The 11866-nt window shown below is 66.7% G+C and carries 12 protein-coding genes; 8 read left to right on the forward strand and 4 right to left on the reverse strand.

The window, feature by feature from the left end; genetic code table 11:
- Nucleotides 1-17: 17 nt before the first annotated feature.
- Nucleotides 18-1481, reverse strand: coding sequence for an alpha/beta hydrolase (locus AC1DHL_RS13335; RefSeq protein WP_478162268.1), 1464 nt, complete (start codon nt 1479-1481; stop codon nt 18-20).
- Nucleotides 1478-2149: a TetR/AcrR family transcriptional regulator gene (locus tag AC1DHL_RS13340; protein ID WP_478104797.1), complete on the reverse strand. Its 672-nt coding sequence runs from the start codon at nt 2147-2149 to the stop codon at nt 1478-1480. Before AC1DHL_RS13340 ends, AC1DHL_RS13335 begins: the two co-directional genes overlap by 4 nt.
- Nucleotides 2150-2265: 116 nt before the next feature.
- On the opposite strand from AC1DHL_RS13340, the gene AC1DHL_RS13345 reads away from it, so the two are divergent.
- The 4 genes from AC1DHL_RS13345 to AC1DHL_RS13360 all read left to right on the forward strand — a co-directional run bounded on the left by AC1DHL_RS13345 (nt 2266) and on the right by AC1DHL_RS13360 (nt 6859).
- Nucleotides 2266-3102 (forward strand): thioesterase family protein, encoded by an 837-nt coding sequence (locus AC1DHL_RS13345; protein ID WP_478162269.1) that lies wholly within the window; start codon nt 2266-2268, stop codon nt 3100-3102.
- A gap of 41 nt (nt 3103-3143) precedes the next feature.
- The gene (locus tag AC1DHL_RS13350) at nt 3144-4778 is read left to right on the forward strand and encodes an acyl-CoA dehydrogenase family protein (protein WP_478162270.1); all 1635 of its coding nucleotides are present in this window, start codon (nt 3144-3146) and stop codon (nt 4776-4778) included.
- Between the two features lie 13 nt (nt 4779-4791).
- Complete coding sequence (locus AC1DHL_RS13355) at nt 4792-6303, forward strand: class I adenylate-forming enzyme family protein (protein WP_478162271.1); 1512 nt, start codon at nt 4792-4794, stop codon at nt 6301-6303.
- Between the two features lie 79 nt (nt 6304-6382).
- Nucleotides 6383-6859 carry a guanylate cyclase gene (locus tag AC1DHL_RS13360; protein WP_478162272.1) on the forward strand — a complete coding sequence of 159 codons (477 nt, stop codon included), beginning with the start codon at nt 6383-6385 and terminating at the stop codon, nt 6857-6859.
- Between the two features lie 15 nt (nt 6860-6874).
- Here AC1DHL_RS13360 and AC1DHL_RS13365 read toward each other — a convergent pair whose 3' ends face one another.
- A complete protein-coding gene (locus AC1DHL_RS13365; RefSeq protein ID WP_478104791.1) occupies nt 6875-7390 on the reverse strand; it encodes a DUF1697 domain-containing protein in 516 nt (171 codons plus the stop codon).
- 20 nt (nt 7391-7410) lie between these two features.
- Complete coding sequence (locus AC1DHL_RS13370; RefSeq protein WP_478162273.1) at nt 7411-7557, reverse strand: hypothetical protein; 147 nt, start codon at nt 7555-7557, stop codon at nt 7411-7413.
- Nucleotides 7558-7807: 250 nt separating this feature from the next.
- On the opposite strand from AC1DHL_RS13370, the gene AC1DHL_RS13375 reads away from it, so the two are divergent.
- The 4 genes from AC1DHL_RS13375 to AC1DHL_RS13390 all read left to right on the forward strand — a co-directional run bounded on the left by AC1DHL_RS13375 (nt 7808) and on the right by AC1DHL_RS13390 (nt 11850).
- On the forward strand, nt 7808-8713 hold the full coding sequence (locus AC1DHL_RS13375) for an SDR family NAD(P)-dependent oxidoreductase (protein WP_478162274.1): 906 nt from the start codon (nt 7808-7810) through the stop codon (nt 8711-8713).
- Between the two features lie 80 nt (nt 8714-8793).
- A complete protein-coding gene (locus tag AC1DHL_RS13380; protein ID WP_478104787.1) occupies nt 8794-9696 on the forward strand; it encodes a LysR family transcriptional regulator in 903 nt (300 codons plus the stop codon).
- 10 nt (nt 9697-9706) lie between these two features.
- On the forward strand, nt 9707-10594 hold the full coding sequence (locus tag AC1DHL_RS13385) for a LysR family transcriptional regulator (protein ID WP_478104785.1): 888 nt from the start codon (nt 9707-9709) through the stop codon (nt 10592-10594).
- A 101-nt stretch (nt 10595-10695) separates the two neighbouring features.
- Nucleotides 10696-11850: a mandelate racemase/muconate lactonizing enzyme family protein gene (locus AC1DHL_RS13390; RefSeq protein ID WP_478162275.1), complete on the forward strand. Its 1155-nt coding sequence runs from the start codon at nt 10696-10698 to the stop codon at nt 11848-11850.
- Nucleotides 11851-11866: the final 16 nt, after the last annotated feature.

Here is an 11866-nt window from a genome sequence, read left to right on the forward strand (position 1 = left end):
GCGCGGATGCGGCATCCCTACCGTTGCGGGCGTTGCGGGATGCCCTCCTCGATTCGCTCGGCCATGTAGGGATAGAACGGATTCGACAGCAGCCTCGTGAGGAAGTCCGAGCTGACGACCATCGCGCGGTTCTCTCCTCGCACGGCCAGGGCGCCGAGGTTGATGCCGAAATCCTCGCTCCCGTCCGGCTGCAGTCCGTACAGCGCATCAGTCACTGGAAACGGCAGCGCCACATGCGACAGCGAGAACACCTGGCGCGGAAATGCGAGCCCCAATGGCCGGGTCTTCTCCGCCACGGCGCCGGCATCGACGCTGCGCTCCACCACGGACAACGAGCCCACGTCGTCATTGGTGATCCACGTCGACCTGAATGACCTCGGCGCGGGCGGGAGCAAGCGGGCCGGCTCCGGATCGCTCGCATCGTTCAGCAGCGGACCAAACTTGGCGCTGCGGTTCATGTCGAAGAGCACCAGTTCGCTGCCGTTGGCCGGAAGACGCGCGTACAGGGCGGTCACGATCGCGCGCGTGCTGACCGTGGCGTCGACGACCGACTGGAAGGTGAGGATCGGCGGCAACTTGGCGAGGCGCCCGGAACTCTCCTCGCGCGCAATGTGAGCCTGGAGGTCCCGCGTCAACAGCGACGATTGCCGCGCGCCGTTCACGGGGAACGAGTTGTACTTGAAGGGATTGAACTCGGGCGTGATGCCGAGCCACGCCGCTTTCTCGAAGGCCGGGAAAATCGCGGGCCACCCGAGCACGCCTGCGAAGCGCGAGAGTTCGGTCACGCCGATCATCGGCGTGATGAGAACGAGCCGATCCGGCCGCGCGAGGCTTTCGTCGTCCAGCGCGTCGAGTGCGTACTTCATCGCGAGCGCGCCGCCGTTGGAGTAGCCGACGATGTGCAGCGGCAGTGGCGCCGGCACACGGCGGCGGGCCTCCCGGACCGCGAGGCGCGTCGCTTCCGACCAGTCCGCCCAATCGACGTTGGTCAATCCTGCGGGCACGGTGCCGTGACCGGGCATGCGGATCGCGACGGCGACGAAGCCGCGGTCGCGGTACAGCTTGGCGATATGCCGCAGGCTGTACGGCGAATCCGTCAGTCCATGCAGCAAGACGACGGCGCCGAGAGGCGGTCCCTTCGGCTCGAGCACGAAAGAGCGATTCCAGTCCCGCGCGAAATGCGCCGCATTGAGCGGGCTCGCCTCGTAATAGCGGTTGCCGGGCACTTGGTCGCCTGGAGGCAGCTTGTCCATGACCTCCGTTCGCACTTCCGCGAAGACCGCGTTCTCGGCAGCGAGGTAGGCGGCCCAGTCGGCCTTGCGAAGCTCATTGCGGGAGAGTTCGTGCGGCACATGTGTGTGCCAGGGTTCGAGCGCTGGCCCGCTCTGGATGCTGTAGATGCGCCCACCGACCAGCACGACCACGGCAGTGACCGCGATGAGGCCGATCCGCTTGAGGATCCTGATCCATCGAGGCGTCATTGCGGTCCTCTCGTGAGTCTCGTCGCTGGCGAAGCAGCGCAAAGGGATGCCAGATAGGCGTTGATCGCCGATCGCGCCTGCAGCGACAACGCCTGCAGATCGGGCTTGCCGCGGGCGCCGATGTGCGCGTGGGCGAAGAGGCCGTACATGATGGTGAAGCCGACACGCGCCGCCTCTTCCTTCGCGAGCGTCGGCGGAACGTCGGCGGCGGCATCGAGCGCGCCGAGCCATTCATCGACGAAACGGTCGTACATCTTGCGATAGGCCTCGGGCCCGGAAAGATGCCGCTCCAGCAGGTAGTGGGCACCCCATTCGAGCGGATGCTCCCGGTGCGCCTCGATCTGCGATTGGATCAGCGCATCGACGATCTCGCGCAGCGGCCGGCCCGTGTGCCGCTCGACAGCGTCGTGCAGCGCCATCAGCAACGCCTTGGAGCGCAAATGCAGACACACGCGCGCCAAATCTTCCTTGCTCGCGAAATACTCGTAGAAACTACCCAGCCCCGTGCCGGCGACCGCGACGATCTCCCGGATCGTGATACCCGCGTAGCCGCGCTCGACCAAAAGCCGAACAAAGGCTTCCTGCAGGGCCAGGGAGGTATGGCGCGCGCGCGATTGACGCGGCTTTCTCCTGGGCACGGCGGCAGAACGGCCGGCCTTGGCTTTCATGCGGCGGAACCCGAACACCCTCGGCGCATGTTCTTCCTAGAATTTTCGATGGCCATCGGACGCATTTTGCAGTGCGCCCGAAGGCGTGGAACGCACCCCGCTGCGCAGGAGACAACATGACCGACAACATCCCTACCACCCAGACCGAGTCCGCGCTCGCGGTGTACACCCGCAATGGCGAGATTTGGCAACCCGGCGACCTTTCGCGAGGCCCCTGGGATCCTCGTGCGCAACACGGCGGCGCACCGTCCGCGCTGCTGGCGCACATCGCGGAGAGCGCGATGACCGAGCCCGGCTGGCAACTGTCGCGGCTGACCGTCGAACTCGTCAGGCCGGTGCCGATCGCGCCGCTGACCCACCGCAGCACGGCACAGACCTCGCGCTCGACCGCCCGGGTGAGCATCGACCTGCTGGCGGGTGACACGCTCGTCGCCCGTGCGCACGCGCTGATGCTTCGCGGCCAGGCATTGGCCTTGCCGGCCGGCTTGCCGGGTTGGTCGCCACCGAACCTGGCGCCGCTGCCGGACGCCTGCAAGGATCGCGTTCGCATCCCTGGCCTGCCGGACGGCATGTACTTCCATCGCCAGGCAGTGGATTCGCGTGTGGCGCATGGCGATCCTGCCAATCCGGGGCCGGCTGCCGCATGGTTCCGGCTCATCGTGCCGATGGTGCAAGGCGCCCCCACCTCGCCGGCCATGCGCGCGGCGGCTGCGGCGGATTTCGGCAACGGCCTGAGCTGGGTCCTGCCGCCCCAGCGCTACCTGTTCTCCAACGCCGACCTCAGCATGCACCTGCACCGTGCGCCTGTGGGCGAATGGATCGGCCTCGCGTCCGAGACGCAGGCCGACGGCAGCGGCGCGGGCACGACGCTTTCGCGCCTCTACGACGAGCGCGGACCGATCGGCGTCGCCATCCAGACGCTGGTGCTGCGCGAGCGCGGCGCCGGCGCATAGACACATCCCCAACTCCATCCATCGACCCATCGAAACACATCATGATCGGCATCCATCCAGACAACCAGGTTCCCGAACTCAAGGACTACAACGTCTACACCAGCGACCCGGCACTGCGTCGCGCCGTGACACGCGGCGGTGCCGATTGGCGCGACGACGAACTCGTGCGCCAAGGCGCGGAATACGGCGCCGAAGCCACGCTTCGCGCCGCCGAGGACGCCAATCGCCACGAGCCCGAACTGCACACCCACTCGCGCACCGGCGAACGCATCGATCTCGTGAAGTTCCATCCCGGCTGGCACACCATGATGTCGATCGCGCGGCGCAACGGCATCGCCAACCTGCCCTTCTTCGACGAGCGTCCCTCGGCCTGGACCGCCTACGGCGCCTCGCTCTACATGCACAGCCAGATCGAATCGGGCTCGACCTGCCCGACGACGATGACCAAGGCCTGCATCCCCGTGCTGCGCCACAACGGCGCACTCTTCGGTGCCGTCGGCGGCAAGCTCGCATCGATGGAACACGACGCGCGCGACCTGCCGCTCGAACAGAAGCGCTCCATCACCGTCGGCATGGGCATGACCGAAAAGCAAGGTGGCAGCGACGTGCGCACCAACACCACGCGCGCCGTGCCTGTCGGCCAGGGCCCGTGGGGCAGCGAGTTCCTCATCACCGGCCACAAGTGGTTCTTCTCGGCGCCGATGTGCGACGGGCACCTGGTGCTCGCCAAGACCGACGAGCGCGGCTCATCGTGCCTCTTCGTGCCTCGCTGGCGGCCGGACGGCAGCAAGAACCCGATCCACATCCAGCGCCTGAAGGACAAGGTGGGGAACCGCTCCAACTCCAGCAGCGAGGTCGAGTTCAAGGAAGCCTGGGGCGTGCTCGTGGGCGAGGAAGGCCGCGGCATCCCGACCATCATCGAGATGGCGACCTACACGCGGCTCGATTGCGCGCTGTCGAGCGCGGGCTTCATGCGCCAGGCGTTGGCGCAAGCGCTGCACTACACGCGCAACCGCCATGCCTTCGGCAAGGCGCTGGTCGACCAACCCGTGATGACCGAGCTGCTCGGCGACATGGCCCTCGAATCCGAGGCCGCGACGCTGCTCGCGATGGACCTCGCCTCGCATTTCGGGTCCACCGATCCGCTGGACGTCGCATGGCGCCGGCTGATGACGCCCGCCGCCAAGTTCTGGAACTGCAAGCGCGCGGTGTCGCTGACCGGCGAGGCCATGGAAGTCTTCGGCGGCAACGGCTATGTGGAGGACGGCCCGATGGGTCGCCTGTTCCGCGAAGCGCCGGTCAACTCGATCTGGGAAGGCTCGGGCAATGTCATGAGCCTGGATGTGCTTCGCGCCGTGTCGCGCAACCCGGACGATGCCCACCTCGTGCTCGACCATCTGCAGGCCGTGGCGTCGCAGGACGCCCGCGTGCGGGCCCAGGTGCAGACGTTGCGCGACGCCGTCCAGCTGTCGCCGGTCGAACTCGAACGCCAGGCTCGCCGTTTCACCCAGCGTCTCGTGCTCACGGCGCAGGCTTGCCTGATGCTCCAGCACGCGAGTCCCGAGGCCTCGGCCGCCTTCATCGGCAGCCGCTTCGATCCGGATTGGGGCCCGGTGACGGGTATCAGTTCCGGCACCAGCGACCCGGCTGCGCTGCTTCGCGCAGCCTGGCAGTGAGGCGGAGGCATCGATGACAGATTTTGTTTCGGTGATCGACCAACACGCGCGCGTGCAGGCCGACAAGGAATGCCTGCGTGCCGCCGGCCGTTCGATCAGCTATGCCGAGTTCGCCGACCTGACGCGCCGCGCAGCCACCGTGCTGCGCGACAACGGCGTGGGCCCGGGAGACAAGGTCGCGCTGCTGTGCTTCAACACGCCGGGCTTCGTCATCGCGCTGTTCGGCGCATGGCGACTCGGTGCGGTCGTGGTGCCGATCAACCACAAGCTCCAGGCGCCGGAGATCGACTACATGCTCGTGCATTCCGGCAGTCGTCTTTGCGTGGTGGACGGCGCGCTCGCGACGGTCGCACAGCGCATCGAGCACGCGGTGACCTGGATGGCGACGGACAGCGCCGCCGCCGGCATGCCGCTGTTCGAAGATCTGCTGGAGCGGGCCGAACCTTGCGCGGCAGGTGCTCCGCCCGCCGCCGAAGCGCTGGCCGAGATCCTCTACACCTCGGGAACCACCGGCAAGCCCAAGGGCTGCCTGCACTCGCACGGCAACGTGTTCCTGGCCGCGATCTGCGCCGCCGCGAGCACGGGCCTCTCACGCAATGAACGCACACTGATCGCGATGCCCGTGTGGCATTCGTCGCCGCTCAACAACTGGCTGCTCGGCACGCTGCTGATGGGTGGCACCGCCGTGTTGCTGCGCGAATACGCGCCAAAGGCCTTCCTCGACGCGCTGGCGCAGGAACGCATCAGCTTCGCCTTCGGTGCGCCCATCGCGTTCCTGGCGCCGCTGTCTGTGGTGCCGGACGTGGGCTCGTACGACTTCGGCGCGATGCGCATGTGGGCCTATGGCGGTGGGCCGCTGGGTGCGGACATGGCGCGCAAGCTCGCCGCGAGCTACCGCAGCGACCGCTTCGTGCAGGTCTACGGCATGACGGAGTCCGGCCCGCTGGGAACCGTCTTGTACCCGGAGGAAGCCATCGCCAAGGCCGGCTCCATCGGCCGCTCGGGCGTTCCGGGCGTGGCGATCGAAGTGCGCCGGGCCGACGGCCAGCGCTGCACGGCCGGGGAGGTCGGCGAGATCCACCTGCGCTCGCCAGCCGTCATGAAGGGCTACCTCGACAACCCCGAGGCCACCGCCGCCGCCTTCGATCCGCAGGGCTGGTATCGCACGGGCGACCTGGCGCGCGTCGACGAGGACGGCTTTCTCTTCATCGTCGACCGGCTGCGCGACATGATCATCACTGGCGGCGAGAACGTGTATTCGAAGGAAGTCGAGGACGCGCTCGCGACCCATCCCGACGTGCAGGATGTCGCCGTCATCGGTCGGCCGCACCCGGAGTGGGGTGAGACGGTGACGGCGGTGCTGGTCGCGCGCACAGGTCGCACGCTCGACGAGGAAGCCCTGCGCGAATTCCTCGCGCCGCGCCTGGCACGCTACAAGATCCCGCGCGCCTACGAGTTCCGCGACACCGTGCCGCGGACGGCAACCGGGAAGCTGCTGAAGCACCTGCTGCGGCCGTCGGCCTGAAACAAAAAGGAACGCGGGCGTTCTTTGCGCACTGCGCGTTTGCTCTATAGTCATTCGAGCCCCTTCCAGGTGAGCAAGGATGATTACTCTGGCACCACGAAACATCGATGCGTTTTCAGCGGTGCTGCTCAGCGAAGGGCCGGCCGCCGCGCTGGAGTACCTGAACAGGGGCGTGCCTCATCGCTACACCGCCGTCTACAGGTTCGACGACAACCTGTTGCGCAATGTGTTGCTGCACGACAAGCGCGATGAGCTTCGCCCGCAATTCCTGCTTGCCGTGCCCTTCGAACACAGCTTCTGCCAGTTCGTGCGAAAGGATCAATCGTTTCGCACGGACGATTCGGGCCGTGACCAAAGGCTGGAGGGCCACCCCTATCGCGGGGTGGTCGTGTCCTATCACAGCGTTCCGCTGTCGAACGATTTCGGCGAGCTATGGGGAACGCTGAGTCACTTCGACATGGTGAGACAGCCGATGCCGGACGAGGAGTTCGACCTGCTCGAACGCGCGGCCCGCATCCTGGGAAGTCACCTGGACAAGCCGATCACCGAGACCTGAGGGCCAACCGTCCGTTCAGGCGGCGGCGCATTTCCTGACCGTGTCCCAGGTGCGGGTGGTCACGCCGTCGCCGAACGTCTTCTCGATCAACGCCATGAACACCGGGCCGCGGGGTCCCGGAACGTAGGCCGAAAAGACTTCGCCTCCATTCATCGCCAGGATGCGCGCAGCATCGAACTCGATCGGGAGCGAAAGCTTCGCTTCCTGACGGTTGCGCAGGAAGGTCACGACCCGTTTGGCGTTCGCCGGCAGGCTGAAGGCGGCGTAGGGATCGGCGTCAAGAAGGGCAAGCAACGCATCGACCGGCCGCACGATGGTGCGGAATGTGCGGTCCAGGTGCTTCGCCATGGCCGCCTCGGCCTTGCGTTCGAGCGCTGCGTCCGCCGAAGTCCGCGCGTTGAAAACGACGTTGCCGCTCGACAGCACCGTCTTCACGTCGGTGAAACCCGCGCTCTCGAAGCAGCGCTTCAGTTCCGGCATCCTGGCGTTCATCGGGCTCACGCCACGAAGAAATGCGACGTAGCGAGGCATGGTGCGAGAGCGGGTCGCCGTCAGTCGCAACGATAGGTGACTTCCCCCTCCGGCGTACCCGGCCCCTTGGTGTTGAGGAAGCGCATCGGTGCGCCGAAATTGCGGCAATAGGCTTCGGCTTCAGCGGCGGTGGGCGACTTGAGCACGCCGTCGCCGAGAAAAGTCACGCGGGGCGCTTGCCGGGACGACGCACACCCCATGACGAGGGTCGCAAGGACGAAGACGGAAAGAGTGGCGAATCGGCGCATGGGGAAACGCATTGCTGCGGACTGAAATTTCGGAAGTGGCGCAACTGTAATCGCACTGCCTGGCCACCGCCGGGCTGCCGAAGCGCCAGTTTTCGGAAAGACGAACCGCGGATGGCGCCTCCCGTGACATCCTTTGCCGGCTATTCCGCAAGGATTCCGGAGATGTCTCATGGTTGAAGGAAAAGTCGTGCTCGTCACGGGCGCAGGCGGCGGCATCGGTCGGGACATCGCGCTCGCCATGGCCAGCCACGGTGCGAGGGTGGTCGTCAACGACATCGGCGCCGCGGTCGACGGCGAAGGCCGCAACGCCGGGCCGGCGCAGCAGGTGGTCGACGAGATCCACGCGCTGGGCGGCGAAGCCGTTCCCAGCACCGACAGCGTGGCGGACGCCGCGAGCGCGGCGAAGATCGTGCAGTGCGCGGTCGACAATTTCGGCCGCATCGACGCCGTCGTGAACAACGCCGGCATCCTGCGCGACCGCTTCTTTCACAAGATGTCGGTCGACGAGTGGGACTCGGTCATCAAGGTCCATCTCTACGGCACCTACTTCGTGAGCCGCGCCGCCGCCGTGTTCTTCAAGGAACAGGCTTCGGGCGCGATGGTGCACATGACGTCGACCTCGGGGCTGATCGGCAACTTCGGCCAGGCCAACTATTCGACCGCCAAGCTCGGCATCGTGGCGCTGTCGAAATCGATCGCGCTCGACATGCTCAAGTTCAACGTGCGCTCCAACTGCATCGCGCCCTTTGCCTGGAGCCGGATGATCGGAGCGATTCCGACCGACACCGAAGAACAGAAGGCACGTGTCGCCAAGATCCAGCAGATGACGCCGTCCAAGATCGCGCCACTCGCGGTCTATCTCGCGAGCGATGCCGCGAAGGAAGTCAACGGCCAGATCTTCTCGGTGCGCAACAACGAGATCTCGCTGATCAGCCAGCCGCGCCCGGTGCGCTCCATCCACCGCTCCGAAGGCTGGACGCCGCAGACCATTGCCGATCATGCGATGCCGGCAATGCGCGCGAGCTTTTATCCCTTGGATCGATCGGCGGACGTATTCAGCTGGGACCCAGTATGACCCTCCCTGCTGCCCGGGGTTTTCGCGGGACAATCGCGGTTTCCTGATCCAGCGCCGCGGCGCCTCCGCACCCTCTTCCCTTGAACCTGCATTTCGACCTCTTCGACCTGAAACTGTTCGTCTACGTGGCGGATGCGAGGAGCTTGACGCGCGGCGCGGACAAGGCCTGCATCTCGCTCGCGGCGGCATCCACGCGCATCAAGCAGATGGAAGAGGCCGTGGGCGGCAAGCTGTTGCATCGCAATGCGCAGGGGGTGAGCCTGACGGCTGCGGGCGAGGCCCTGCTCTACCACGCCAAGCGCGTGATGCAGCAGATGGAGCACTTGCGCATCGACATGCAGGACTTCGGCAAGGGCATCAAGGGCCATGTGCGCGTCTTCGCCAACACCACCTCGATCACCGAATACCTTCCGGAAAAGCTGGCCGGCTTTCTCACGCGGCATCCGGCCGTGCAGGTGGACCTGCGCGAATACCTCAGCGAGGAAATCGTGCGCTCGGTGGCCGATGGCACCGCGGACATCGGCATCCTCGCCGGCGACGTTCACACGGGCGACTTCGACGCGCGGCCTTTCGGGCGCAACCAGCTCGTTCTCGTCGTGCCGGCCACGCATCGGCTTGCGGGCGCGAGTGGGGTGTCCTTCGGCGACACGCTCGAAGAACAGCACGTGGGCCTGCACCACGGCAGCGCGATCCATCGCTTCCTGCTGCTCAAGGCCGAGCTTGCGGGCCGGGGCTACAGCCCGCGCATCCAGGTGGGCAGCTTCGAGGCCATCTGCCTGATGATCGAGGCAGGTGTCGGCGTCGGTGTGTTGCCGGCTTCGTCCGCCCGGCGCCATGCCCGCTCGATGCGGATCGTGACGGTGCCGCTTGCCGATGCCTGGGCCGAGCGCGAATTGAAGATCGTCGCGCGCAATCGCGAGCTGTTGCCGGCTTCGGCGCGCGAGCTGTTCGACTATCTGGCACAGCCAGCCGAGAAGCCGTAGTGCATTCCTGATGTCGATCGATCCGAAGTCGTTGCGCCTGTTCACAGCCGTCGCGGACCACGGCAGCATCAGCGAAGGCGCCAAGCGCTGCCACATCGCTCTGGCGGCAGCCAGCAAGCGCATCTCCGACCTCGAGGCGCGGGCACGGCTGCCGCTGCTGGTCCGCCATGCGCGCGGCGTCACGCTCACCTCGGCCGGCCACGGCCTGCTGCTGCATGCCCGCGCCGTGCTGTCGGCGATGGACCGGCTGGGCGCCGAGCTCGACGATTTCCAGAACGGCGTAGCCGGCGTGGTCAGCATCACGGCCAACGCGTCGGCCATTGCCCAGTTCCTGCCGACGCAGATCGGTTCCTTCCTGCGGCACCACCCAGCGCTCAAGATCGATCTTCAAGAGCGCGCAAGCACCGAGGTGGTCAAGGCGGTGGGCGCCGGCCTGGCCGACATCGGCGTGATCGAGGGCCATACGGCGCGCGGCGAACTCGAGTGCCTTCCCTACCGCAGCGACGAGCTTGCCGTGATCGTGGCGCGCGACCATCCGCTGGCCCGGCGCAAGCGCATCGGAGTGGACGAAGTACTGCGGCACGACCATATCGTGGTCCGCGAAGGCACGGCCCTGCACCGCTTGCTGCTGAGCGCCGCGCTCGAAGCGCAGGCACCGCTCAAGGTCCGCATGCAGGTCGGCAGCTTCGACATGGTGTGCCGCATGGTCGAACAGGGCATCGGCATCGGCGTGCTGCCCTATGCCGCGATCCTTCCTCAGTTGCAGATCCTTCGTCTGCGCTGCCTGCGGCTCGACGCGCCCTGGGCCCGGCGCCAGCACTTGCTCTGTGTGCGGCGCGAGCAGGATCTGACCTCCGCCGCTCGCTCGGTGCTGGAGCACCTGCGCCAGCCCGCCTGAGCCTTCGCCAAACGCGAAGCCTCGCGCCCGCCAGAAACGAATTGTTCTCCGCGGCCCGGGCATCAAGAATGGTGCGAGCCAATCGCGAAAGGGGACATTTCTTGAAAATCATCCGCGTCAGCGCCACGCCGCTGAACATCCCGGTCACCATCGAGGTGCTGGGTCTCGACAAACAAACGTCGCTCTCGCTCTGCCTGACCGAGATCGAGTCCGACACCGGACTCGTCGGGTACGGCATGACCGCCATCACCGAGGAGGAAATCATCGCCGCCGCCGTGCGCGAAGTGGCGGGCCCTGCGCTGATCGGCGAGGACCCGATGGCCACGGAGCGCCTCTGGAGCAAGCTCTATTGGCTGCTCTCGCCGCGCGGCCAGACCGGGTATGCGAGTCACACCATCGCCGCGCTCGACATCGCGCTGTGGGACCTCAAGGCCAAGGCGCTCGGGCAGCCCCTGTGGCGCCTGCTCGGCGGCGCGCGCTCTCGCGTGCCGGTCTATGCGACCTTCGGCTTCGGCTTCTTCGAGCGCGACCAACTCGCCGCCGCCGCGAAGCTGTGGGTTTCACAGGGCTTCCAGCGTCTGAAGATGACGGTCGGCGGCCACGCGCTCGCACGCCGCGACGAGCCGCGCCCGATCGACGAGGTGATCGACGAGGACGTGCGCCGCGTTGCCGCGGTGCGCGAGGCCGTCGGCCCCGACGTGAAGCTCTACGTCGACGCCAACTGCGGTCTCGACCTGTTCCATGCAGCCGATCTCGCGCGCCGCATCGAGCCCTACGGCATCAGCTTCTTCGAGGAGCCGTTGACTCAGAACGACGTGCGCCAGATGGCCGACCTGCGCACCCGTACCACCATCCCGCTCGCGTGCGGCCAGAACGAAGGGCTCGCCTTCCGCTTCCGCGACCTGCTGGTCGGCCAGGCCGCCGACGTGCTGCAACCGAATGTGACGATCTCCGGCGGCTATTCGCAGTGCCTGAAGATCGCAGGCATGGCGCAGGCCTTCAACGTGCCGATCGACAACGGCGGTGCGTGGCCGTTCCACAATATGCACCTGCACGCGGGCGTCTCGAACGGCGGGATGGTGGAGTACCACTATGTGGCGGTGCAGATGCTCAAGCAGATCTTCGACGGCCTGCCGGTGCCCGACCAGGGCTGGTTGACGCTGCCCGAGACACCAGGACTCGGTTTTTCGCCGAACGCTGACCGCGTGCGCGAATTCGCCAAGCTGCCGACATCCCACGGCAAGGGCAAAGCCTAGCGGCAACAAGAAAAGA

The sequence above is a fragment of the Variovorax sp. 10L426 genome, assembly GCF_056395305.1.

Excerpts from the sequence above, each read along its gene's own strand:
- AC1DHL_RS13340 (WP_478104797.1), bottom strand. The coding sequence starts at position 2,149 with ATGAAAGCCAAGGCCGGCCGTTCTGCCGCCGTGCCCAGGAGAAAGCCG.
- AC1DHL_RS13360 (WP_478162272.1), top strand. The coding sequence starts at position 6,383 with ATGATTACTCTGGCACCACGAAACATCGATGCGTTTTCAGCGGTGCTG.
- AC1DHL_RS13365 (WP_478104791.1), bottom strand. The coding sequence starts at position 7,390 with ATGCCTCGCTACGTCGCATTTCTTCGTGGCGTGAGCCCGATGAACGCC.
- AC1DHL_RS13355 (WP_478162271.1), top strand. The coding sequence starts at position 4,792 with ATGACAGATTTTGTTTCGGTGATCGACCAACACGCGCGCGTGCAGGCC.
- AC1DHL_RS13345 (WP_478162269.1), top strand. The coding sequence starts at position 2,266 with ATGACCGACAACATCCCTACCACCCAGACCGAGTCCGCGCTCGCGGTG.
- AC1DHL_RS13335 (WP_478162268.1), bottom strand. The coding sequence starts at position 1,481 with ATGACGCCTCGATGGATCAGGATCCTCAAGCGGATCGGCCTCATCGCG.
- AC1DHL_RS13375 (WP_478162274.1), top strand. The coding sequence starts at position 7,808 with ATGGTTGAAGGAAAAGTCGTGCTCGTCACGGGCGCAGGCGGCGGCATC.
- AC1DHL_RS13350 (WP_478162270.1), top strand. The coding sequence starts at position 3,144 with ATGATCGGCATCCATCCAGACAACCAGGTTCCCGAACTCAAGGACTAC.
- AC1DHL_RS13385 (WP_478104785.1), top strand. The coding sequence starts at position 9,707 with ATGTCGATCGATCCGAAGTCGTTGCGCCTGTTCACAGCCGTCGCGGAC.